A 25990-nucleotide genomic window follows, 5' to 3' on the forward strand; every position below is an offset into this window, starting at 1 on the left:
GTGGATCAATTATTCGTCATCTTCTTGTCCGTGATGATCATCCTCTTTTTCATGATGATCCTTTTCATGATCACCTTCTGAACCTGTTCCGATTTTTCCTGAAGGAAGTCCGGAAATATAGCCTACTCCGCCAGTTTCTTGAATGCCGACGCCGTTTTTCATTGCGTCTTCAAGCTTTTGTTTGTCAACGGCAGTGATTTGTTTCCCATCTAGATCTTCACCTGGATGCTGATAGTTGCTCAAGATATAGCGGGAATCTTTGATCATGTCATCTGCGCGTAAACCGGTTGCTTCAGCGCCAACTGGGACGGAAAGAATTCTGGAAAGTTTTTTCGTTTCTACATTGTACGCCCATACAAAGTTATTTGTATGAAGTGCGCTGTCTTCTCCGATGAACAGTGTATTCATATCATCTGAGAAGCTTAGGTTATCCGGGTTGGCGATTTTGTCTGGTGCAGCTGTATTGCCGAATGCATCAGGCTTTTCAAGGTCTTGGCCCACAATGAGTGCTCCCATGTTGGAAGGGACATACTCACTGTTGATTTTTTCACCTGAAGCATCTGCCTGTCCACCTGTCAGGTTAAGCTGGAATGTTGCACCGGACTCGCGTGCCGGCAATTGGATATCGTCGCGTACACCGTTGTCCTGTTTTTCCATGCTGCCATTTTCATAGGAGATGGCCATATAAGCTTTTTTATCTTTTTTATTGACTGCAATTCCTTCCATTTTGTTGAATTCGGAAGTTGCACCTAAAATCGCACCGTAGCGTCGAGCTTCCAAGTAGGCAGCAGCTTTTTCCATGCCTGGCTTGACTTTAAGATATTCGACTTTTTTGCTCGCATTCGTTTTCACAGCTGTAAAGCCTTCGGTCGGTTCTGAAGCTGTTTCGAAAATGTCGCTGAACTTTACGCCTTTATCAATGATCGCTTTTACTTCATCATCTGTTGAATGGCCGAGCTTGATCCATTGAAGGTCTCCAGCACCGCCATTTTCGGAAGATGTCTGGTTGAATTTCGCCGCATATAAAGTACCTGCAGAGAAGTCGCGCTTTTTATCGGCTACATACATGAACATCATAGTGTTTCCGCCGTCGTCACCGAAGAGCGCAGTCTTTTCATCAGGCAGCACTTGCATCGTTTCATGGGAGAAGCGGCCTGTGCTGTAATGCTTGACAACAGAAGCATTGCCTTTATTGTCTACAGAGATTTCAGGGATCCAGCCGTAGAAATATGGGTTGGCCTTCTTTTCATCACCGAAGTAATATTTAGCGAAATTTGTTACGTCCCGGTAAGAGCTTGATGATGGATCTTCAAAAGCACGTGCATCCGGCTCGTACTCTTCAGAACCTAGATGTGTTCCCCATGATGTAGTGGAACCGTTGCATGGAGTCCACAATCCGTTGACATTGGAGAAATCAATTTTCTTCGCGTTGTTGACGGTCAATTCGCCCGTCTTTGGATTGCGATCCACTTGAGTCAATGTCATTGATGCAGGAAGGCCGTGTACATCTTCGCCTGCATTATTCATAGAGTCATATTCGTAGTGGGAAATGAGATACGTTTTTCCGGCAATTGTGATCATACTGTTGGAATCTGGAGCATCTGAAATAAAGTTGGATGGCTTGTCAGGAACACTTGTATCGACAATTGGATCGCCATTTACGTCAATTGGAGTTCCTGCTGCAATCATTTCATCTTTGTTCTTGACGATTTTATCTTTAGAAAGAAAGAGTTGATTATATTTTAAAGGAGTTTCTTCAACAGTGCCGTCTTTATAAGTGACTTTAACAGCAGAGTCTGTATAAGTTTTTACCATGTTTTCAACTGTACTTGGAGCTTTCATAGAAGTGAATTCTACACTCTGGATCTGCTTGTGTGCATTTGGATGATGGTTCCCTTTATAGCCATGATGGTGATCATGTGCAGAAGCGAGTGCAGGTATGGATGATGCTAAAAGTGCGATGGAAAGCCCAACAGATACTTTCTTTTTCATAGTGGGAAAACCTCCTCATTTATGGTTAATTCCATTAAATCAAAGAAGAGTTAAGGAAGAATAAAAAGGATAAAGCTGATGTAAAAAGGAAGTTACAATTATATGACGATTCGGTTTATTGAACCAGATTTTAACTTTTTTAGTATTTTTAGAAAAACATATTGTGTGCTTTAGTTCTTTGAAGTAATATAGACTTAATATTTTGAATAAAATAAATTTTAAATGGCGTTGAAGAGAAAAAGTAGAATCGAAGAATATTTTTTACAGAGAGCTTCGGATGCTGAAAAGAAGCAAAAATATCGATTCGAAAAATGGCCTCTGAGCACCCGGCTGAATATGGCAGATAGAGTAGTTAGATGCCAGTAGGCTGCGGCGGGGTTTGGCTCCCGTTATCAAAAGCCTGGGTGTAAAGTGTCTTTTTGCACTTTTAAAGGCCGGCTGCAGAAACAGCTGGTGAATTAAGGTGGTACCGTGTGATAACATCACGCCCTTATCCATGAGATGAGGGTGTGGTGTTTTTTATTTTGGCTGCTTCCACCATGTTTTCGAGCCTTTCTTCATATGATGGTATATGGCCGAGATCGCTTGTTGGATTGTCAGGAAGGAGGATAGAAAACGAAGCATTCATCAGACTGAAATATAGGGAGGAATGGAATGAGCAGGGCTTTGGTGCTTCAATCAGATTTTGGAATCAGCGATGGTGCGGTTTGCGCCATGTATGGGGTGGCAAATGGGGTCGATCCTTCACTTTCGATATATGATTTGACCCATGATATCCCCCAGTACAACATTTGGGAAGGTTCTTACAGACTGCTTCAGACCGTTTCCTACTGGCCTGAAGGAACTGTATTTGTGTCAGTGGTCGACCCTGGAGTGGGATCGGACCGCAAAAGCATAGCTGTTAAAACGGCCAGCAATCATTTTATTATTACACCGGACAATGGGACGTTGACCCATATCCAAAAACATCAGGGGCTTTTGGAAGCAAGGATCATTGATGAAACCGTGAATCGTTTGCCGAATTCAGGAGAATCCTACACCTTCCACGGCCGTGATATTTATGCTTATACAGGGGCCAGGCTTGCATCTGGCGTCATTTCGTTTGAGGAAATCGGTCCATCCCTCGCTTTGGAAGAGCTTGTAGAACTTCCTTTGACAGATGCTGCTCAAACCAATGGGACGGTGGAAGGAATCATAGAAATCCTGGATATCCGCTTTGGAAACCTCTGGACAAATATCAGCCGGACGCTATTTAAGGAGTTTGGCATCCAATATGGAGATTTGCTCGAAGTTTCTATAGAAAGCAGTGCGAGGAAAGTCTATCAAAATATCATGACGTTTGGGCGGTCCTTTGCTGACAGTTTAGTGGGAGAGCCATTGGTTTATGTAAACTCATTAGATAATTTAGGGGTTGCCATAAATCAGGGCTCCTTCGCCGGCGCTTATCAAATCGGAAGCGGGGCAGGTTGGAGGATTACATTTAAAAAAATGAAAGAGCTGCCTATTCAAAAGAAAAAAGGGGATTGATTGTATGCAGGATACGAAGTTTTCAACTAAAACCATTGTAGCTATCGGGGTTGGAGCAGCAATATTTGTGATTCTTGGCAGATTTGTTTCCATCCCATCTGGAATTCCAAACACCACTATTGAAACCTCTTATGCATTTCTTGCTCTCATGGCTCTATTGTTTGGTCCGCTTGCAGGTGCATTGATCGGACTGATCGGCCATGCGTTGAAGGACGCGATTTTCTATGGTTCACCATGGTGGAGCTGGGTAGTTGTTTCCGGATTCGTTGGTCTGTTCATTGGGCTCCTTTCTAAGAGAATGAACCTGAAGGATGGAGAATTCGGGGCCAAAAAAATCATTTCATTTAATATTGTGCAGGCCGTGGTACAGGCAGTAGGGTGGTTTTTGCTTGCTCCGGTTTTAGATATCTTGGTATATGCTGAGCCTGCAAATAAAGTTTTCGTACAAGGAATCGTGGCAGGATTGTCTAATATTGTGACAGTTGGGGTGCTTGGGACGCTGCTGATTGCGGCCTATTCCAAAACACGCATTAAAAGCAGCAGCCTTGAGAAAGAAGAGACTCTTTAATGTTAAGGGAGAACCGGAGCAGCAATACTCCGGTTCTTCAATTAAATGACAGCAGCAGGTGAAAAAATGAAGAAACCGATGATTGAATTTCATAATTTCAGTTTTAAATATCGAAGCCAAGCCCAGCCTACTCTCCATGACGTCAATTTGACGATTTATGAAGGGGAAAAGGTACTGATTGCAGGTCCTTCAGGTTCAGGCAAAAGTACATTGGCCCATTGCATCAATGGTTTGGTTCCTCTCTACTACCGGGGAGATATTTCAGGAAGCTTGAAAGTGATGGGGAAAGAGACGAAAGAACTGGATATTTTTTCGATTTCGAAAATGGTTGGAACAGTACTTCAGGACTCCGATGCTCAGTTTATAGGACTTTCAGTGGCAGAAGATATGGCTTTTGCTTTAGAAAATGAAGCCCTTCCTCAAAAAGAAATGATTGAGAGAGTAGAAGACATTGCAAGGATGGTCGAAATGGATCAGTTTCTTCACCATTCGATCCATCAGCTTTCAGGTGGACAAAAGCAAAGGGTCGGTCTTGGCGGCGTCATGGTAAATAACGCACAAATCCTGCTATTTGATGAACCTTTGGCTAATTTAGACCCGGCGACCGGCAAATATGCCATGCAGCTGATTGAACGTATACGCCAAGAGTGTTCATCAACCATTGTCATAATTGAACATCGAATAGAGGATGTGCTGGATCAAAACATCGATCGAATCATTTTAATGAATGAGGGGCGGATTGTCATGGACGCTTCCCCGGAAGAAATCTTATGTACAAATATACTTAATGAAAATGGCATTCGGGAACCACTCTACATAAAAGCGTTGAAGCAGGCAGGGTGCCCACTCCTTCCAGCTATGAATCCCCAGCATATCCATAGCCTTGAGCTTGATGCACAACAAAAAGGGAAATTAGTGCAATGGGCGGTTCAGCCTATGCAGAAACCAACTCTAAAAAAAGCAGCCCCTCTATTGGAATTGGAAGATATTCAGTTCCAGTATGAGAATGGAAAACCGATTATACAAAATCTCTCCCTTTCAGTTCATAAAGGAGAAATGGTCAGTATTATTGGGAAAAATGGAGCTGGAAAATCAACATTGACCAAGTTGATTTGTGGATTCCTGAAGCCTTCAGCCGGAAGAATCTTGTTAAATGGACGGGATATCAGAAAGGATACTATTAAGGAGCGGGCCTTGAAAATCGGACTTGTCCTTCAAAATCCAAATGCCATGATTTCCAAGAATATGATTATGGATGAAGTCTCTCTTGGATTGGCTGCCCGCGGGATAAATAAAGAGGAAATCACAAAAAGAGTGGATAGTACGCTGAAAATATGCGGTTTGCACCCTTATCGCAATTGGCCGGTATCAGCTTTGAGCTATGGCCAGAAAAAAAGGGTGACCATTGCTTCCATACTGGCTCTTGCGCCGGACATTTTGATATTGGATGAGCCAACTGCTGGGCAGGACTATCAACATTATAAAGAAATAATGGACTTTCTTGTTGAATTGAATGCTCGGGGTACAACCATTATTTTGATCACACATGACATGCACTTGATGCTTGAGTATACACCAAGGGCAATTGTCCTGGCTGATGGAGAAAAGATTGCCGACGGTGCGGCAACTCAAGTCCTGCGGGAGCAAGAAGTGATTAAACGTGCAAATTTAAAAGAGACTTCCCTTTACCTTTTAGCTGAAAAAGCAGGGATAATAAATCCTGATATTCTAGTAGAAAGATTTATTGCAAGCGAAAGAGGGGTGCCGGAAAATGCAGAACGAAATGCTGTCATATATTGATAGAAACTCACCGATACACCGCTTGACTGGAGCCGCAAAGCTGATTTGCTTCGTATTATGGACCTTCGCCGTAATGCTTACATATGATACAAGGATTCTCGTATTCCTCTTTTTGGTGAGTGGAAGTATTTTTGTCATCTCAAAAGTAAGGTTGAAGGAAATAGGATTTGTCTTAAGTTTCATTCTTATCTTTATGATGATCAACAATTTTGCCATCTATCTTTTTTCTCCACAGGAAGCAGTAGGCATTTATGGAACAAAACATGTCCTTGCAGAAATTTGGGGGAGATATTCCATAACAAGTGAACAGATATTTTATCAAATGAATATCACCTTGAAATATTTAACAGTCATTCCGGCGGCTTTATTGTTCATTGTCACGACGCACCCAAGTGAATTCGCATCTTCTTTGAATAAACTAGGGGTAAATTACCGCATCGCCTATTCGGTTTCCATAGCAATGAGATACATTCCGGATATTCAGCGGGAGTATAAAGAGATTGCACTCTCCCAGCAGGCAAGGGGATTGGATATGTCCAAAAAAGAAAAGCTGGCAGTACGAATCAAGAATGCAGGTTCCATCATAATGCCGCTGATATTCTCCAGCCTTGATCGAATTGAAATCATCAGCAATGCAATGGATTTAAGGGGATTTGGCAAGAAGAAGACAAGAACATGGTATGCAGAGCGCCCATTCCGAAAAGGGGATTATATTGCAGTCGGATTGATTGCTGCTCTCCTGATTATTTCCTTGATTGTCACCTTTCATGACGGCAGCAGATTCTATAATCCGTTCATTTGAGTAAGAGGGCAAAAACTTATTTGTCACGGTGGAATATTAATAGTTGCCAATTTTTGAATTTGTATACATAATTTACATAAGGATCTTTTCTTAAAGTTTATTGCTTTAGTCGCTAAAACAGGATAACTTATGCAATCTATAAAGTAGACCTATCTGGAAAAGAGCCTGGAAGCCCTATATCAACGCGCAAAACAGGTATTTTTACGTTAAAATCGGCAGTAAGATTTTAACAACGATGTTTACGAAAACAGCCTTTCATAAAGACATTCAAACCAGGGGGACAAAAACGTGTTATTTCAAACCAAGGAAAAGAGAAAGGGCCGTCTGCAGGCATTCAATCCTGAAATGGCTTTTCCAGCTCAAGAACAAATCATCCAAACTTCAGATGCAAGGATTCAAAATCGTTTAGAATATATGGGCTTTACCAAGCAGCACCTTGAAACATTGAAAGAGATCTATCCAGTCGTTTCACCACTATTGGACGAGCTTCTGCAAAAGGTGTTGAATCACCTCTACATACAGCCTCCTCTTGAGAAAGTTGCTTCAAACAATACTACAAGGGAAAGATTGTACGAGGTATTTGTTCATTATTTCCAAAGTTTGTTAAGCGGTACAATCGATAAAGAATATTTCCAAATGAGAAACAGAATCGGCAATACGCATAACAGCGCAGGTCTGCCGGTAGAATGGTTTTTGGCTACTTATTCTGCTATCAGCACGCTTTTAATCCCGAAAGTGATTGCACAATTGCAAAATGACCCTGCTAAATTGAACGATGTCATCTTAGCGATTACACATGCAGTGAACCTGGATTCTCAGCTTGTCGTCCAAAACTACCTGGATGCAAGAATGAGAGAATTGAATGCATTGAACGAGTCTAATGCCATGCTTCAAAAAGAATTGAACTCCATCAGTCAAGAGGTGGCTTCCTCTGTCCAGCAGACAGAAGCTTCTATTAATGAAACGAGTACAAAGGCGGAACAAATCAGGAATGAGACGGAGATGACTCAAAAGAGCAGCCGCAACCTGCTGAATTTGACAAACGTCAACCAGGGGCAGATGGAAGAAATGGTGAGCACGTTTGATAATGTCATGAGCAACGTATCCTCTTCATTGGAAGGAATCGATCTTCTGAAGACCATTTCTGAGAAAATCATTACGATGACAAAAGGGATCGAGGATATCGCCGATCAAACGAATCTCCTGGCATTGAATGCTTCCATTGAAGCGGCTCGTGCAGGTGATGAAGGAAGGGGGTTCGCGGTCGTAGCAACCGAAGTGCGGAAGCTTGCCGAAAATTCCAAAGGGATGAGCAGCCAGATCAAGTCGCTGATTGAAGAAAGCGATACACAAATCACTGATCTCGTCCATATCATGCAATCGATGAATACGTATACGAAGGAATCACAGTCTAAAATCGGCCAAGTCAAGGGCGGGCTGATGACAATGAAGATGGAAATGGAGCAGTATTTGACCATGTTCGACCGGAACAAAGTCGACCTGGATACCATTGTCCAATCCATAAAAGAAGTCAATGCGACAACGGAAAGCCTTTCAACTTTGGCAAGGGAATTGCTGCTTAAGGCTGAAGGGTCAAGATAATCTGTATTAAGACAAAATAAAATAGGCTTCGCATGTCCATTGTCGGCAGGCGAAGCCTATTTCAGCATTGGGCAATTGTTCTGCATATCGTAGACCACTCCTCAGGCTCAGGCGCTTTTCATTTGTCTGTTTCTTTGGCTGATAGCTTTTAATAGGAAAAGCTTGTCCTGTGAAGTAAGCATTCTCCAGCTTCCAACTTTAATCCTCATGTTTTTCACGCTCCTTTCAAATCCATTTAACATTTTATTACTTTTTACCGCTATTTTTCATATTTAAAACAACAAAAATATCTACAAATCCAGACATAGATTGGCAAGAAAAAATGCAAGAATGCTCGAATCTCGTGAAGGGAGATCGAATCGCGCGAAATAGCTGCCATCTTTTTGCCATAAATTAAAACATCCTTCCCAAATGGAAAGGATGCTGTGAATTTTTTTATCTGACCGCATCGATCGCATTGATCAGCCATTCGCCATTTACTTTGACAAACGTCACTTTTTCCTTTGAAACCTCTTTTGTTTCCCCTACAGGAACGGTGAATTCGTACAGGCGGATATCTTTCCGCTGATAAATCAATTTTCCTTTTGCTTTATCCCACTCAAAGAGACTTCCCCCGTCTGCATTTGGCTGGGCAAACTGTCCTTTATATTCAATGAAGGAATATTTTTTGATTCCTTTATTAATCGCATTCCTTGTATACACTTCATTCATATACTTCGTAAATTTCTTTTTAGTTCCTAAATCACTGCAGAAATAGCGGTAATCTTTCCCTTTATAATCAAAGCTTACATCTGTGCATTTGACGTTCTCTGCTGCCGGATTGTGGCCGCCCATAGCGCTCCAATAATGCTTCCTTGCTTCAAGTGCCAAGTTCAGAGCTTTGCTGCTGGTGAGATTGCCGGTTGTTTTAGCAGAGGCTCCTATGCTGAAAGTAAATAACGAAATTACCGCCGCCAAAATCATGATCCATTTTTTCATTCAAGTTCCCCCTTAATATTCATCAAAAAGTAAGACGGAGGAAATTGGAAAATGTTTCATGTCCTATAAAATTTTTTGCTTTGTTAAAAGACATAGTACTTTCAGTAATATTAAATTCATTACAGGTGGAACACGAAAATGTATCAAAAATGAAAGTAAAATGAAATTTGTTGCAAATAAATCTTTGCTAGAATACAAGGATAGACGTTCTAAGTGTGTTTTAATTCCTTTTTTATAAGGGTACATAAATGGAAACACGCAAAAGTATTTTTACATCATGCAAATTAATTCATCGGGGGACGAAAAGATGATAGATGGACAATTGATCAGAAAAGTATTCTATGAATCTTATACAGAAGGCAATGAAACACAGCATCCCATTCGGATATTAGGTGAGGAGTATTTGAAGGAACAGGAAAAAGAGGTTCCTGAACTCTCGCATATCCGTTATGCACAAGGCGAAATCTATTTTCACAATAAGGATTTCGAAGCAGCCATCTTTAAATGGGAGAACATTGCGAATGAGCTGGAGCCGTGGGCGAAAAAGAATACTGCCGACGCTTATTTCGAGCTGGACCTGCTTCCTACAGCGGAGGAAATCTATAAATCCATCAAAACGGAGAATATCGTATTAAATACGGAAATTTCCCTTCAGCTATTGTCGCTTTACATGGTAAGGGATAAGCATGAACAGGCTGACAGGGTAGTGAAAAAAATGGTTGCCCTGAATCCCGATTATCCAAATGTCACTAAGATTGCAAGGAGTTTCTACGAGAGGCAGCAAGACTGGGAGAGTGCTGTGGAACTGGCCGTGAATGAGGCTGTCCGTACACGTTCACTAATTTGGTTTGAAGTCCTTAATGACTACATCGACAGAGGGGTGACACTGTCGTTCCAGCCGGATTATTTCAACGGAGCACTCCACGCCTTGTATGAAATGGATAAGGCCGCGTTTGAACGCCTTGCCTCTTCATTATGGAGAAGTTATGAGAACCAGCCTGCTTATATTGCCTGGCTCTATTCCATCAACGGGCTTTTACGGGAATTGGATATCAATCGCCAACACACATGGCATGAATTATCCAAGCTTCACGCAGATACCTATATGGCGTTGATCAGCGGACAATATTATATGAAGGAACTTTCTCATGTCCTTCCACAGCTGATCACGAACTGGACAAAACTTTCAGATGCGGAACAGAGTCTTTTTGCGGGCTCAGCTGCCATGGCTTGGGAAGAAATGTTTCCTGGGTCCATTGAATACGCGGCATTGGAAGAAGCAGACCGCTTAATTAAGCATTCACGAGGGGAATTTGACGGGTTGAAGAAGGGGCTGCTTCTTTTCGAAACCATCTGTCTATGGGCTGAAGAAAAAGAATTGACAGTGGCTCAGCGATACAGATGGATGATCAAGGAACTCCTTGACTTTAATGTGAACCATGTTTTGGTTGCCGGGATGAACGGAAATGGGAAGTCAGCGTTCATTAATTCCGTTGTCGGGGAGAATCTATTGGGATCTCCAACGCCATCTGTCATGTTGATTAAAAATGGGGATGAAGTAGGCCTCAATGAACTGACAGAGGATGAGGTATATCCCATTTCGTCTCTTGAAGAATTTTATGACAGGACGAATGGAACCCTTCCAAAAATGGCCGGGGAGTCATTCTATGAAATTAATGTCCCATCTCCATTCCTGGCGCAAAACAGGCTCGCTTTCATTGATACGCCAGGGGCAGGAAGCGTTGAGCGGAATGACATTGCCAAGTTCCTTCCGTTGGCTGATATCCTGCTCTTTGTAACGAATATCAATACTCCTCTTACAAGCGGAGAATGGGAATACTTGACGAAATTGAAGAAGAAGGCGCCAAAGCTTCAAGTTCATTTCATGCTAAATAAAGTGGATACCATTTATAACGACCAAGAAGCGCAGCGCATTCTGATGGAAACAAGTGACCGGATCCACACCGAGTTTCCACATTCCCAAGTATTCCTCTATTCATCGCTTTATTCCAACACTGGACAGAAGCAGGAGTGGACGCAGTTCATCTCCTCTGCATTCAGCTACCGGGATATCGAAGAGGAACGTACGGAACGCTTGTTGAATCTAGTCAAGGATTTCATTCAATATCTCCTCACCAAAAGGGTGGAGATGGAACGCGGCTATGTGCATTCCATCATGTGGGATGAAGAAATGACGAAGAAATTGAATGGAGCAATCCATCAAACCGAGGATCTTGAAAGTGAAAAAGCGGCAGTCATTGCGAACCGCTATCATCAAATAAAAGAGGATGTCCGCGGGGAGCTAGCAGAGCGTATACCAAAGATTTTCAAAGAATGTGCCGACTCCGTTCATGAGGACAGTGATTTTAGAGATCTTCATATCAGGTTGAATGATGAAATGAACGAAAAGGTGCATCAGGATATCGAGAACCGCATCCTTCCGAAGTTTTATGACTCCTTGCAGGAATGGATCACGTTTGCAAAAGCAGAATTTGAAGACAGCCAAATGCAGCTGTCTGAAATGAGCGAAGGATTCAATACACTTTACGAGGAAGAAAGAATCATTCTTGAAGGCGACTTCAGGGTGCTTGAAGATTGGAGAAGGGATGCTGAGAGGATGACCAGCTCCGTGCAAGTGGAAAAGGTCAATATCCTGCTTAAGCACACTCCATCCCAGCTGCTTTTGAAAGGGGCGGGCAAATTATTCGGGGCACTGCCTCAGAATAAAAGCATGCTTTACAACAGCTACCGCAGGCTGTTGGAAAATGAGGATTATCAAGAATCCGCAGACTCCATCATTTCGAATTTCATGCTTCAGTTCGATCTGTTTGAAAAATCACTAAAACGCGATGTCTCCTTCTTCTTCAGGGAGCCGATTGCAGTATTAAAACACAATGTTGAAGAAACGCTCGCGGTCATCGAAACAAATAAACAATTGCTGGAGAGCATGAAAACCAATCCAGAAGTATATGAAGATGCACTGACATTCTATGAGCTTAAAGCCAGACAGTATGAACGCATGATGTAATGTTTTTGAAGAGAGGATTGCCTTAAAAGGCAGTCCTTTTTTTTGCCGAGATTTAAATAGGCATTTTCCTGTAGATATGATAATATTTAGCAATACGAAATAAACCGCATAATTTTCACGAATCGCAAAAGGGGGAAGATTCTCGTGAAAAAAGATATACTTTGGACAAAATCGTTCATCATGCTGATGGCAGGTAACTTATTTGTTTTTATGTCCTTTCAAATGTTGATTCCTACACTTCCGCCTTACATAAAGTCCCTTGGGGCAAACGGGCTCGAGATCGGACTGGTGACAACCCTGTTCTCCATCGGGGCTGTTATCTGCCGCCCGTTTATCGGCTATATGCTGGGGTATCGAACCCGGAAACCGCTCGTTATGGCCGGCATCATTTCCTTGCTTGTCATCACATTCATCTATCCTTTGTCCAGCGTTGTACTGGTCTTTTTATTATTCCGCTTCATGCACGGTCTTGCCTGGGGCTGGTCGACCACCGTCAACGGAACAGCTGCGGTGGATGTTGTACCTAATTCGAGGCTGGGAGAAGGGATGGGCTATTATGGCCTTTCCATCACTATCGGGATGATCATCGCACCGAGTCTCGGGATTTACTTATTCCAGATTACTAGTTTTTCAAATCTGATTTATATTTCAGGCGCTTTAGGTGTGGTCGCGGTCCTGCTTTTGGCCATGGTCAACTATAAGACGCCGGAAGTCGTTAAGAACACAAAAAAAGAAGATTTGCCGTTTTCTTATTTCGGTTCCATGATCGAGAAAACAAGCTGGTATCCTGCTTTTATCACGCTGCTTGCAAGCTTTGCCTATGGTTCCATCGTGACATTCATTGTCATCTTTGGAGATGAACGCGGGATCCATCAAATCTTCTTGTTTTATTTGTTTAATGCCGTGATGGCGACCATTTCCCGTCCGATTTCTGGAAAATGGTTCGACCAGCATGGTCCTAAAGGACTTGTGCTATTCTGCACGTTCGTTTCCTTTATCGGAATGTGGGTGCTGTCTTTTGCCCACTCGAACCTCTTCATTGCGGCAGCAGGAATCTTGTTTGGCATCGGATACGGCTCTTTGATTCCGACCCTTCAGTCCTGGACGCTTTCCATCACGCCTGCAAACAAAAGAGGGGTAGCAAGTGGAATGTTTTTCTCTTCCATCGACCTCGGCATAGGGTTGAGCGGACTTGTTTTTGGGATCATCGCTCAATTCGTAGAGATCGGCATACTCTTCCAAATATCCAGTGTATTCATGCTCCTCGCCATGGTTTTCACAATCATGGAAGGTCGGAGAAAGCCGCTCCGCAGCCAGCACAACCTTAAATTTTAATTTCATTCAGCAAAGTGCAAAGAAGGGAAACCTTTTTTGCACTTTTTTTATTGATAGAAAGTTCAGTAACAATCTTCAACGGCTTATGGTAATCTGTTAGTAACTATAATCAGATAAGGATGCTTGAATATGAATGTAAACAAAGGAATCGCTTATGTATTAGGCCTTTTGATTGTCATCTGCGTCTTTCTCGGGATTAACTACGATCGAAATGCAGAGATATTAAGAAAAGAATTTATTTCTCTTAAAAGAGGACTGGAAGATAAAAAAGAGTCGAAAGAAACTGAGCCAAAAAAGAAAGACACAACTGAAAAGAAGGATGCCAAAAACAATAGATTATTGGCAGAAGTTCCTGAAAAAAAGGAGGCACCCGCAGTGGCATTTCCATTAGATGTACCGCTTGTAAACCAAATGGACAACCCGAGGCTTTACAATGGCTGCGAGATTGCCAGTTTGACCATGGTCATGCAGTTCCACGGAATTGATGTAACGAAGAATGAGCTGGCAGAAGCCATTGAGCGTGTGCCCCTTAATTATGCAGACGGGAAGCATGGGAACCCGAATGTGGGATTCGTCGGAGATATGGAGAATGGTCCAGGACTCGGCGTTTACCACGGCCCTATTATGAAATTGGCCGAGAAATACGTGGGAGAGCGTGCAAGGGATTTAACAGGAAATCCTTTTGAAACGATTCAAAAGGAATTGGATAAAGGACTTCCGGTTTGGGTCATCACGACTGCCAACTTCGGTCCCGTGGGTGATTTTAAAAAGTGGGAAACCCCGCAAGGTCCCATTGAAGTGACATATAGTGAACATAGCGTTGCATTGACAGGGTATGATGAACAGAATGTTTATTTAAATGATCCATACGGGGTAAAAAATCGAAAAGTGAACAAGGAGCAATTCATTCAATCGTGGAACCAGATGGGGAAACAGGCGGTTGTCATCGATAAAGCAGAGTAAATTTGAATATAGCATAATATTACTATCGCAATCATTTGAATGAATCGCTATAATAAAAGGAAATCATAGGAAAAGTGTGGGGTTTTATGCCAGTATTCTTTACTCAGCTTCTGCCCAATTTATTTTATATATTAGCGACACTTTTTGTTTTTCAGCTATCGGGAGACCGCAATCAATTTTATGTAGACGAAAAGAAGTTAAAAAGACGCTATTTCCTTTTCGCCTTTATCTCGATAGTGCTTTGTATTTCCTTCCCTGCCAGATTTGAACACGGCATCATCTACGACTTGCGTTTTATTCCCCTTCTGATTGGGAGTTTTTACGGAGGTCCAGCCATCAGCGCACTCCTCATCGCATTCACGGTGCTGTACAGAGCAGTTTTCGGGGGACAGGGAATTTATATGACCCTCATCATTTGCGCCATTATCTTTGTTTTAACCATTCTATTTTCTCGAAAATATAATACTCTGAGCATTCGCCACAAAATCATTGCGTCTGTACTGATTTCAATCCTTCACTCCGTGGTAAGCTATCTCTTATTTCCGTTGTTTTTTAATAATTATCATTACCAGGAGCATATTTTTGCAAGCACCTCGATGGAAGTCGTGGGGATGGGAGCAGTCGTTTATTTGCTGGAAGCAATCCGCAGTGCGCGCTACATGCGGGCAAAAGTTCTGCGTTCCGAAAAACTGGAGGTTGTCAGCCACCTTGCTGCAAGCATTTCACATGAAATCCGAAATCCCATGACTACTACAAAGGGATTCCTCCAGCTGCTTCAGGGAAGTGAGAAGGATCAAAAGAATTTGGAATATATCAAACTTGCGCTGGATGAATTAAATAGGGCAGAAGGAATCGTCCGGGATTACCTCACTTTTGCCAAGCCGACTCATGAACGAATGGAAACCATGGATCTGAAAGAGCAGACAGAAAAAGTCATTTCTATCCTCAGACCACTCGCCAATATGAACAGTGTCAGACTCGATCAAAGGCTGAAGTCTGTACCTATCACTGGTGACCAATCCCTGTTTCAGCAATGTATCTTGAATCTTTTGAAAAACTCGATTGAAGCGATGCCCAATGGAGGGAAATTGACCATTACCATCGGCTCCTCCGAACAATTGGCCATCATCGAAATACAGGATACTGGATGCGGGATGACGGAAGAACAGATGAGGCGCCTCGGCGAACCCTACTTCACAACAAAGGATCAAAAAGGAACAGGCCTCGGAATGATGGTTGTGTTTAGTGTAATCGAAGCAATGAAAGGCAAGATCCATGTGGAAAGCGAACAAGGGAAAGGGACCCGCTTCGTCATCACCATCCCGCTTGATACATAGTCATTTTTAAATTTAATCAAACGTTTGATTAAATTAGAAAAGCGGAACCGCCTTGGTCAGCCCCGACCAGCATAAGACGGAACTCGAAGGAAATCCTGATTTCCGTAGAGGAGCGGCTTATGACTCGAGGGGCTAGGCGGTGTAGCTGGATCAAGAAAAGCGGAACCGCCTTGGTCAGCCCACACTCTGAATTTTTTATACTTTCTTATCTTTAAAAAAGCCCAAAACAGTATTTTGGGCTTTTTTCGTATTTGGGAGCATTATCGTTCCTGATGGATGAGAGAGTGGTGGTACAATAAAGTCATTATCAAGATCCAAATGGGAAGGAAGGGAACAGCATGAATGTGAAACTCTTTTTTCAAAGGAATTTAAATTTTGGAAAGCGGCTTGCACGACTTCACCATTCAAATGCCATTTTATTTTTTGTTCTGACTTTGTCAGGCTTCATATTATTTTCAACATCTTTCCGTTCCCTTTTTCCCGCTGTCCGGGTGATGGTGAGGGATGTCCATATTTGGATCGGCTTCGTCCTTTGCCTGCCGCTTCTCTACTATTTGCCGAAAATGGCCAAGCACTTAAACACTCTCAGAAAAAGAAAGCAAAACCGGTACAATCTTTACCTGGTTTTGTCCATCTTATTGTTGTTGATCGTTTCAGGGGTATTTTTAACCTTTCATAGGCAATTCCCGCCGCAAGTCAGTACAGCTGCTTTATTCATCCATGATTTTGCAACGTGGTTTGGTGTCCCGTATGTTCTTTATCATAGCGTCACCCGAAGCAAGTGGTTCAAGAAGCTTGAGAAGAAGCAGAATGTGCCGTCGAAGCAGGAGCCGATTGAAATAGATGATAGGAATCCTGTTTATACAAGAAGGTCGTTCTTAAGGATGACTAGTGCGGCTATCATTTTTCTGGCATTCCTTCCGGTCATATCAAAATGGTTCAAGTCATTCATGCCTGCAGCGTCAGGCGGAGGCTCTGCCTTACAAGGGGGCAATGATCTGAAGCCGCTCCCTTCCCCGAATGCGAGCTCCTCTCCGCCGGTCGGAGGCGGAAGAAGGGGTGAGTTCAGATATTATACCGTGACGGAAATCCCCAAGATCACCAATGATAATTTCCGGTTTACAGTTGATGGGCTCGTTAAGACAAAACAATCATATAACTGGGAGGAATTCGTTAAGCTGCATCGGGATGTACAAGTGAGTGATTTTCACTGTGTCACAGGATGGAGCGTATATGATGTAACATGGGAAGGCATCCCTTTGAAGAAAATCCTTGAACAGTCAGGAATAAAAGAAGGAGCCAAGTATGTGAAGTTTTACTCAGCAGATGGGGTCTATACAGATACACTAACCATCAAACAAGCTATGATGGAAGATGCAATGGTTGCTGTCTTGATCGATGGCAAGCTGATCGACCAGAAGAATGGTGGTCCGGTACGTTTGATTGTGCCAAAAATGTACGCCTATAAATCCGTAAAATGGCTGAACCGCATCGAAGTCATTTCCCACAGCCATACTGGATACTGGGAAGAGAGAGGCTACTCAAAGGATGCGTGGGTCAAATCCATATAGCTTACAGAAATATGGTATTCTGGAAGTGATGATCGTAAGAAATGAGGTAACGGATATGGAGTCAAAAGAAACATTTTCTTTTCTTGAACGAGAACTCGCCATGTTTGTTCGGCGGGCTGAGGCAACAAGGATTGCCAACCTTAAATACAATGAAATGGAGCGGTCGACTTATTTGCTCCTCCTCCATTTAGAAGAAAATGGTCCGATGGGCATCAAAGCTTTATCTGAAGCTTTTCAGCTGGACCTCTCCACATTGAGCCGGCAAACGGCCGCATTGGAATCAAAAAAATACGTCGAGCGCAAATCGGACCCTGCGGATGCACGCATCAACCTTCTTTCCATCACGAAGGAAGGCCAGACTCAATTAACTGAAGTAAGGGAGCAGCGCCGTGAATTTTACACGCATTTGCTGAAAGAGTGGGAATTGGATGATTGTGAAACATTTGCGGTGCTCCTTGAAAAATTTAATCAGACAGTCGTCAAATATAAACGATCTAAATAACCAAATCACACCTTTTTCAAAACGGTGCTTGAATTTTAGGTGAAAGGTTGTATAATACAACGTTGTACCATACAAGTATAAGTTTGGATCGGAGTGATTTTGAAATATGAAAGGATTTAAGCTTTTCCTCCAAGATTGGAAGCATATCCTTACAAATAAAAAAAGAATGATCGGAATAGCAATTCTCCTTTGTATGCCGCTGTTATATGCAGGAATGTTCCTGGCGGGATACTGGAATCCTTATGGAAGGCTTGATCGTCTTCCGGTAGCAGTGGTCAATATGGATCAAGGAGCTGTGCTCGATGGCGAGAAGCTTCATGCCGGCAAAGACTTGACGGATGAATTGAAAAAAAGCCGCTCGCTGGACTTCCGTTTTGTATCCGATCAAAAAGGTGAAAAGGGACTGAAAGACGGCAAGTACTATATGAAGGTCGTCATTCCAAAGGATTTCTCCAAAAAGGTGACCACCTTGATGGAAAAGAATCCGGAACCCGCACATTTGATTTACAAAACGAATCAGGGAAACAACTTCATTGCAGGGCAAATCGGGTCTACAGCCGTTTCGAAATTAAGGGACAGCGTAGGGGATGAAATCACAAAGTCCTACACGAAAAGTGTGTTTTCAAGCCTGGAAGAACTTTCTCAAGGTTTTGCCAAGGCATCTGATGGTGCTAAGAAGCTGGAAGACGGGGCCGGAAAGCTGAATTCCGGATTCGGAACCTATACCGATGGTGTCCACAGCTTGGCAAATGGAACTTCCAAACTCGCAGCAGGCTTGAAGCCACTGGAAAGCGGCAGCAGGGAGCTCGCTCAAAACATGCAGAAGCTAAACGGCGGAGCGGCAAGTCTTGCATCAGGCTTAGGACAGCTTAAGGACGGCAGCAGTCAATTGGCAGCCGGTGCATCATCTGTCCAAAGCGGATTGGATCAAGTAAGTTCATTGGCAAAAGCATCATCACAAGATGTGAGCCAATCAGCGGATGATTCCAAAAACCTTGCAGAACAAATGCAGCAGTTTGCAAAAGATCATCCAGACCTTGCGGATGATCCTAAAATGAAAGAAATGCTCAGTGCCAGCCAGTCAATCTCTCAAAATCTAGCCAAAGCAAATGCAGAGCAGACGGCACAGGCAAATGGAATAGAAAAATTAAAAGCAGGCCAGCAGCAAGTTGCGGGCGGTGCTAAAACCATCAGTGAAAAGCTGGCTGAAGCATCAGCAGGAGCATCCAAAATTTCTGATGGTGCCGGCCAATTAAATGCCGGCATGGAAAAATGGTCTGGCGGCTTCTCGGTATTTGCTGACGGAGTCCAAAAGGCAGACAATGGTGCCCAGAAGCTCGATCAATCATCCGGAAAACTTGAAGATGGAATCAATAAGCTGAAGGATGGCAGCGGACAGCTTTCTATTAAATTGACTGAAGCTGCGGATAAATCATCTGCTATCAAATCAAACGATGCCATGGTCAATATGTTCTCACGCCCTGTCCAGCTCGTTGAATCACAGATGAACAAGGTGCCGAACTACGGAACGGCTATGGTGCCGTACTTCTTGACGCTTGGATTGTTTGTCGGAGGGCTCTTGGCAGCCAACGTCATTCCGTTCGACCGGAGATCCAAGTTTGGCCATTCCGGCTGGACGCACTTCGTCAATAAATTATCACTGTATCTCTCCATCAGCATCCTGCAGACCATCATCGTAGATGCTGTCATATTGTACGGCTTTGATATTCATGTCATCGACCTCCCTCGCTTCATCTTGTTGAGTCTGTTGACATCGTTTATCTTTGCAACACTCATATTAATGTTCGTGTCGATGATCGGGCCTCTTGGGAAATTCGCAGCCATTACGCTGCTTGTCACTCAACTGGCGTCCTCAGGCGGAACATTCCCTATCCAGCTCGCACCTGACGCGATCAGGGAAATGGGGAAATTCCTGCCGATGACCTATGCAGTCCAGGCATTCCGCAGTGTTATCTCAACAGGCGACTGGACACGATATTGGAACGATATCGGCATCCTTGTCCTATACATCGCCGCGTTCCTGGTTATTGCATTGGTGATGATCCTGATTGCAAACAGGAAAAAAGAGAATAGTTCAGCCGAACAGCTGGCAGCATAATTAGTAAAGGGGTATGGACTATGTCTGTACCCCTTTTTATGTGGCTTGTTTAATGGAGCATGGGCGAAAATTAGATGGTGGAGATGGTGAAATGAACAAATGGTGGTGCAGGAGAGCAAAGAGGAAGAGGATGAGGGCAAAATTGAGCCTGCGCGGTGGCGAAATGACTCTTCAAGTGGGCTGGATGGACAGAATGGGGAAGAAATGAGCCTCCAAGTGAGCTGAATGGACAAAATGAGGCTGAAAATAGGGAAGAATGTTCCTTTATGAGTAAAAATGAGGGTGAAAACATGAGAAATCATATTGGATTTCAGTCTTTCAGATGGTCTATGCGCGAGAACTGACGGTCTATGCGCCAACTCTCATGGCTTATGCGCGAAACCCTGGCTGCTATGCGCCGGTCAGCATGCTTTATGCGCCAAACCAACCCATTTATGCGCGAGTGGCCAATCCGTGCCCATAAAAACTACTTGCACTCGACGTTATCCGACAAAATCCGGGGAGTGCCTGTCACCCAACACCATATTATCCGACAAAAATCGGGGCGTGACAGGCACCTCATAGACATCACGATTTGAATGTTTTAAACTGTTAAGATAATGAACGACATGATGGAGAGATGTGAATGGAACAACAGATAAAATATGACATTATGGAAGTCTGTCTTCTGGCCGGAAAGATCTTGCTCGAGAGCGGTGCTGAAACGTATCGTGTCGAGGATACGATGATGAGGATTGCTGCATCCTATGGCATATCTCAATCACACAGCTTTGTGACGCCAACTGGGATCATTTTTTCCATCGAAACATCTGAACCGACAAAGACGAAGCTTATCCGGATTTCCGATCGGACGACAGACTTGAAAAAGGTCACGATGGTGAACCGGATCTCACGGAAAATAAGCGGCGGGGATGTCAGCTTGGATGATGCCTATGAGCTTTTGAAAGATGTTGAAAAGGCTAATCTGTCCTTTTCATTTTTTACGCAAATAATGGCGGCTTCCATTTCAAGCGGCTGTTTTCTGATTATGTTTCAAGGAGTTTGGCATGATTTTCTGGCTGCTATGCTTGCAGGGGGGATCGGATTTTTTGCCTTGGTGTATTTCCACAAACTTGTCCCGATTAAGTTCTTTGCTGAATTTTTAGCATCGATCATTATTGGCCTTTTATCATATTTCTTTGTAGACACAGGTGCCGGATATGAGTTGGATAAAATCATCATCGGTTCGGTCATGCCCCTCGTACCCGGTCTTTTGATTACGAATGCGGTCCGTGATCTGATGGCAGGTCACCTTCTGTCTGGACTTTCAAAAGGGGCGGAAGCATTTCTGACGGCATTTGCCATCGGTTCAGGAATTGCAGTCGTCTTGACTTTCTTATAAGGCAGATAGTTTTCGTAAAGATTGATGTTAAAATCTTACTGCCGATTTTAACGTAAAAAAAGCTATTTTGTGCGATGTAACATAGTATCCAAGCTCTTTTCTCGTTATCTTCAACTTGAAAATTTGCTTAAACAAATTGATTTTACTATCTATATCAGCAAATTATAAAAAGAAAAGAGCCTTAAAAGGAGCGATCGAACTATGCTCGTTGAACAGCTGATAACAAGTTTTATTTCTTCTGCTGGATTCGGAATCTTATTTAATGTGCCAAAAGAGTCGATCCTGAAATGCGGGATCGTCGGGATGATCGGCTGGATCAGCTATATCCTATTGACGGACGCTGGCATGGAAATGGTTCTCGCCACTGTCCTGGCATCGTTTATTGTCGCTGTCATCAGCCAATTCTTTGCCAAACTGTATAAAACCCCGATTATCATTTTCACCGTCGGCGGCATCATACCCCTTGTCCCTGGCGGTATGGCCTATGACGCGATGAGGAACTTTGTCGAGAACGACTACAATTCAGCCATCAACCTGGCAGCCAGGGCGTTCATGGTCTCAGGTTCGATCGCAATGGGTTTGGTCTTCTCGGAAGTGATCAACCAGATTATCAGAAAATCAAAATTAGGCGTCAAAAGATGAAGCTCTGCCAGCAGCCGGCAGGCTTCTTTTTTCTGCAAAATTTCATATAAATGAATTCTCAAAGTAATCAAAAAAGTATATGATGAAGAAAGATGTTGATTAGTTTAACTGAAAGTTTTAATTCGAGATATTTAGTGACTTCAGTTCCTTTTGTGAGGAGAGGAGGTTCATACATATGCGTGGGGGAAATGACATGTTTAAAATCAGGACATATATAAAACCTTACCGGATTTCTGCCGGTTTCGCTATTTTATTCATGCTTCTGGAACTGGTTGCTGAGCTTTGGCATCCGATATTCATGGCAAAAATCATCGATGAAGGCATCCTTCAGAAAGATTTTCCGATCATCTTTAAATGGGGGGGAGTCATGGTTGGGCTCTCGCTTTTCGGCTTTCTTTCCGGGATCACGAACTCCTTTTTCTCAAGCCATGTCAGCCAGAGTTTCGGCTATGATATCCGTCAAAGTGTGTTTTCGAAGATTCAGGCGTTTTCCTTTGCAAACTTTAACCGGTTTCCGACATCTTCGCTCATAACGAGGATGACCAATGATGTGACACAGCTGCAGCAAACCGTGTTTGCGAGTCTAAGGATCATGATGAGAGCACCCCTTCTCGTACTGGGAGGAGCCATAATGGCATTGACGGTCAATGTGAAACTCGCGTTGATCCTGGTAATTGTCATCCCGGCCCTGACGTTTTTCCTTATTTGGATGATGCGAAAAGCAGGCGCGTTATTCAGGGGCGTTCAGCAAAGGCTTGACCATGTAAACCTTGTGATGAGGGAAAATCTGATCGGCATCCGCTTGATCCGTGCTTTTTTGAAAAAGAAGCATGAAGTCAATCGGTTCACAGGTGCAAATGAAGAATTAAGGGATAAAACGATTTATGCCTATCGATTGATCGAAGTAACCCTTCCGGTGCTTGTGCTGGTCATGAATGTCAGCATCATCCTCATATTGTGGCTGGGCGGAAGAGGGATCGAATCAGGCAGTGCATCTGCAGGGGATGTTGTGGCTGTAGTCAACTATGCGACGAGGGTTTCAGCTGCGATCTCCATGTTCACGTTCATCATCATGAACTTCTCCCGTGCCCAGGCTTCTACACACAGGATCAAGGAAGTCATGGAAACAGAAATCGATCTGACTGAATCGGATGAATTGCATGAGTCATCAGCCATTACCGCGGGCAAAATTGAATTTGACCATGTCTTCTTTAAATACCCGGGTACAGATGAGGAAGTATTGGAGGATATTACTTTCACTGTCGACGCAGGACAGAGGATGGCCATCCTTGGATCGACCGGATCGGGGAAATCATCGCTCTTTCAACTTGTACCGCGGTTGTATGATACAACTGGCGGGACCGTTCTCATTGATGGCAGGTGTGTGGAAAAAATGAAGATTGAAGAACTGCGCAAGCAAATCGGATTCGTACCGCAGGAAGCGTTGCTTTTTTCTGGCACAGTGGCTGATAACATTGCCTGGGGGAAAGAAAACGCAGGGGAAGAAGAAATCATCAACGCCGCAAAGGATGCCCAGATCCATGACACAATCATGAAGCTTCCGAACCAATATGACACGGTATTGGGCCAGCGCGGCGTGAATTTATCAGGTGGACAGAAGCAGCGCCTATCCATTGCCCGAGCCCTTGTCAGAAAGCCGAAGATCCTGATGCTTGATGACAGTACGAGCGCACTTGATTTAAAAACGGAAGCAAACCTGCTCAAGGCGCTGAAAAACTATTCCTGCACCACCTTGATCATTACGCAAAAAATCAGTACGGCCCTTCAATCCGATATCATCCTCCTTTTGGAAGACGGCAAAGTGATCGGAAAAGGGACGCATGATGAATTAATAGAATCATCCCGTTTGTACCAGCAAATTTTTGCATCTCAGTTTGGAGAGGAGAGCTTGAAGAATGTCCAGACCTCCTAATCAGCCCACGGGCGGCGCAGTAAGACGCGGGCATCCCCATGGGTTCCCTAAAAATAAAGTGAAGCTAAAGGATTGGAAAACCACCGTATTCAGGATCTGGAGCTATCTGGCAGATAATAAAGGCCTTCTGGCTTTAGTCCTTTTAATGGTCGTTGCAAGTTCGGTCCTTGGCTTGCTTGGACCCTATTTAATAGGAAAAATCATTGACCATAATATCGTTCCGAAGAAAATGGAAGGTTTATCGCTGCTTCTTACCGGTCTATTGCTCGTCTATGTTTTTTATTCCATAGCTGTTTGGTACCAAAACTACTGGATGATCGGAATTGCTCAAAAAACGGTCAATACCATGAGGAAGCAGCTATTCCGGCATTTGCATGAACTTCCGATCCCATTCTTTGATAAACGGCAGCATGGGGAGCTTATGAGCCGCGTCACGAATGACATCGAGAATGTCAGCCAAACATTGAACAGCTCCGTCATCCAAGTATTTTCGAGTGTGTTGACTTTGGCAGGGACCATCATCGTCATGCTTTGGATAAGCCCGCTGTTGACGCTTTGCACATTGATCATCGTCCCGTTGATGGTGCTTGGAATGAAGTGGATCACCAACAGGACCGGGAAGCTTTTCAAAGAACAGCAGCGAAATCTTGGTGAATTGAATGGATTCATTGAAGAGACCATCTCCGGCCAGCGGATCGTCAAGACGTTTTCACAGGAAAAGAAAATGATTGCCGACTTCATGGTGAAGAATGAGAAGCTGAAGAAGTCAGGCTACTGGGCTCAGACATACTCCGGATTTATTCCGAAGCTGATGAACATGCTGAACAACCTCAGTTTTGCCATCATTGCCGGCATCGGTGGAATCTTTGCCTTGAAGGGAAGCATCTCGATCGGGGCCATTGTTGTGTTCGCAGAATACGCAAGGCAGTTTACAAGACCGCTCAATGATCTGGCCAATCAGTTCAATACATTGCTATCAGCAGTAGCAGGGGCTGAACGTGTTTTTGAAATCCTTGATGAGGAAGAAGAGGAATCCGACGAAGGAGATGCTTCCTATCACCCTATCAAAAAAGGGGAAATTGCTTTCAAGGATGTATCATTCTCCTATGAAAAAGGAAATAAAACAGTCCAAAATATCAACTTCCATGTTTCCCCTGGAGAGACAGTTGCATTTGTCGGACCTACCGGAGCCGGAAAAACGACGATCATCAATCTCTTGTCCCGTTTTTATCAAGCCGACAGCGGACAGATAATGATTGATGGGCATGAAATCCACACCATGACGCGTGCTTCCCTGCGTGAAAACATGGGGTTTGTCCTTCAGGATTCGTTCCTGTTTGAAGGGACAATCATGGAGAATATTCGATATGGCAAACTCGATGCATGCGACGAGGAGGTCATAGAATCGGCAAAACTGGCAAATGCACATTCCTTCATCATGAAGCTTCCGCAAAAATACAATACCGTATTGAAGCAGGACGGCAGCGGAATCAGCCAGGGGCAGAAGCAGCTGCTCTCCATTGCACGGGCGCTGCTTGCTGATCCGACACTCCTTATTTTGGATGAGGCGACAAGCAGCATCGACACCATTACGGAAGTGAAAATCCAGGAAGCACTGCAGCGACTGATGAAGGGCAGGACGAGCGTAGTCATTGCCCACCGCTTGAATACCATACAGAAAGCCGACCAGATCTTCGTCCTTTCCGATGGACGGATCATCGAAAGGGGCTCTCACCACGAATTGCTGAATCAAAAGGGCTTCTATGCCGAACTGTTCCAGAACCAGCTTCAAAATGGGGCGATGTGAAAGAACACGCTTCTCCTATAAGTGAATATCATATTTTAAGAGGGACCATTTTCTCGAGATTGAGAGGATGGTCTCTTTTTATTCAATCAAACATTCCTATGCA

Annotated in this window: 19 protein-coding genes and 1 other annotated feature; of the genes, 17 read left to right on the forward strand and 2 right to left on the reverse strand. The window is 43.6% G+C overall.

The genetic code is table 11. The features are described 5' to 3' along the window. Positions 1-9 precede the first annotated feature (9 nt). Complete coding sequence (locus tag ABTV07_RS02365) at positions 10-1992, reverse strand: PhoX family protein (RefSeq protein ID WP_433746990.1); 1983 nt, start codon at positions 1990-1992, stop codon at positions 10-12. Between the two features lie 219 nt (positions 1993-2211). Continuing rightward, positions 2212-2487 (forward strand) — a binding site (T-box leader). 159 nt (positions 2488-2646) lie between these two features. On the opposite strand from ABTV07_RS02365, the gene ABTV07_RS02370 reads away from it, so the two are divergent. The 5 genes from ABTV07_RS02370 to ABTV07_RS02390 all read left to right on the forward strand — a co-directional run bounded on the left by ABTV07_RS02370 (position 2647) and on the right by ABTV07_RS02390 (position 8291). Continuing rightward, on the forward strand, positions 2647-3519 hold the full coding sequence (locus ABTV07_RS02370) for an SAM hydrolase/SAM-dependent halogenase family protein (RefSeq protein WP_433746993.1): 873 nt from the start codon (positions 2647-2649) through the stop codon (positions 3517-3519). A gap of 4 nt (positions 3520-3523) precedes the next feature. Beyond that, entirely contained in the window at positions 3524-4087 is a 564-nt protein-coding gene (locus tag ABTV07_RS02375) for an ECF-type riboflavin transporter substrate-binding protein (protein WP_433746996.1), read from the forward strand. Between the two features lie 66 nt (positions 4088-4153). Then, positions 4154-5887 (forward strand): ABC transporter ATP-binding protein, encoded by a 1734-nt coding sequence (locus ABTV07_RS02380; RefSeq protein ID WP_433746999.1) that lies wholly within the window; start codon positions 4154-4156, stop codon positions 5885-5887. Next, a complete protein-coding gene (locus ABTV07_RS02385) occupies positions 5859-6689 on the forward strand; it encodes an energy-coupling factor transporter transmembrane component T family protein (RefSeq protein WP_433747002.1) in 831 nt (276 codons plus the stop codon). The genes ABTV07_RS02380 and ABTV07_RS02385 overlap by 29 nt, the downstream gene beginning before the upstream one ends. Positions 6690-6977: 288 nt before the next feature. Then, the gene (locus tag ABTV07_RS02390; protein ID WP_433747005.1) at positions 6978-8291 is read left to right on the forward strand and encodes a protoglobin domain-containing protein; all 1314 of its coding nucleotides are present in this window, start codon (positions 6978-6980) and stop codon (positions 8289-8291) included. A gap of 435 nt (positions 8292-8726) precedes the next feature. On the opposite strand, the gene ABTV07_RS02395 is transcribed toward ABTV07_RS02390, so the two are convergent. Next, entirely contained in the window at positions 8727-9269 is a 543-nt protein-coding gene (locus tag ABTV07_RS02395) for an IseA DL-endopeptidase inhibitor family protein (protein WP_433747008.1), read from the reverse strand. Between the two features lie 307 nt (positions 9270-9576). Between ABTV07_RS02395 and ABTV07_RS02400 the strand changes: the two genes are divergently transcribed. From ABTV07_RS02400 to ABTV07_RS02455, 12 genes are all read left to right on the forward strand, one after another. Next, complete coding sequence (locus ABTV07_RS02400) at positions 9577-12297, forward strand: dynamin family protein (RefSeq protein ID WP_433747011.1); 2721 nt, start codon at positions 9577-9579, stop codon at positions 12295-12297. Between the two features lie 180 nt (positions 12298-12477). Further along, a complete protein-coding gene (locus tag ABTV07_RS02405; RefSeq protein WP_433751061.1) occupies positions 12478-13632 on the forward strand; it encodes an MFS transporter in 1155 nt (384 codons plus the stop codon). A gap of 129 nt (positions 13633-13761) precedes the next feature. Next, a complete protein-coding gene (locus ABTV07_RS02410; RefSeq protein WP_433747013.1) occupies positions 13762-14595 on the forward strand; it encodes a C39 family peptidase in 834 nt (277 codons plus the stop codon). An 86-nt stretch (positions 14596-14681) separates the two neighbouring features. Further along, on the forward strand, positions 14682-15932 hold the full coding sequence (locus ABTV07_RS02415; protein WP_433747016.1) for an ATP-binding protein: 1251 nt from the start codon (positions 14682-14684) through the stop codon (positions 15930-15932). A gap of 338 nt (positions 15933-16270) precedes the next feature. Next, positions 16271-17503, forward strand: coding sequence for a molybdopterin-dependent oxidoreductase (locus tag ABTV07_RS02420; RefSeq protein WP_433747018.1), 1233 nt, complete (start codon positions 16271-16273; stop codon positions 17501-17503). Between the two features lie 55 nt (positions 17504-17558). Continuing rightward, a complete protein-coding gene (locus ABTV07_RS02425; RefSeq protein ID WP_433747021.1) occupies positions 17559-18005 on the forward strand; it encodes a MarR family winged helix-turn-helix transcriptional regulator in 447 nt (148 codons plus the stop codon). A gap of 106 nt (positions 18006-18111) precedes the next feature. Beyond that, positions 18112-20124, forward strand: a complete 2013-nt coding sequence (locus ABTV07_RS02430; protein WP_433747024.1) for a YhgE/Pip family protein — start codon at positions 18112-18114, stop codon at positions 20122-20124. 52 nt (positions 20125-20176) lie between these two features. After that, positions 20177-20332 (forward strand): hypothetical protein, encoded by a 156-nt coding sequence (locus ABTV07_RS02435; protein WP_433747026.1) that lies wholly within the window; start codon positions 20177-20179, stop codon positions 20330-20332. Between the two features lie 417 nt (positions 20333-20749). Further along, positions 20750-21505 (forward strand): threonine/serine exporter family protein, encoded by a 756-nt coding sequence (locus ABTV07_RS02440; RefSeq protein ID WP_433747029.1) that lies wholly within the window; start codon positions 20750-20752, stop codon positions 21503-21505. Positions 21506-21706: 201 nt separating this feature from the next. Then, positions 21707-22147, forward strand: coding sequence for a threonine/serine exporter family protein (locus ABTV07_RS02445; RefSeq protein WP_433747032.1), 441 nt, complete (start codon positions 21707-21709; stop codon positions 22145-22147). Positions 22148-22340: 193 nt separating this feature from the next. Continuing rightward, on the forward strand, positions 22341-24080 hold the full coding sequence (locus ABTV07_RS02450; protein WP_433747034.1) for an ABC transporter ATP-binding protein: 1740 nt from the start codon (positions 22341-22343) through the stop codon (positions 24078-24080). After that, on the forward strand, positions 24064-25887 hold the full coding sequence (locus ABTV07_RS02455) for an ABC transporter ATP-binding protein (RefSeq protein ID WP_433747037.1): 1824 nt from the start codon (positions 24064-24066) through the stop codon (positions 25885-25887). The genes ABTV07_RS02450 and ABTV07_RS02455 overlap by 17 nt, the downstream gene beginning before the upstream one ends. Positions 25888-25990 lie beyond the last annotated feature (103 nt).

This window comes from Falsibacillus pallidus (assembly GCF_050990905.1).
In the GTDB taxonomy this organism is placed as follows: domain Bacteria; phylum Bacillota; class Bacilli; order Bacillales; family DSM-25281; genus Falsibacillus; species Falsibacillus pallidus_A.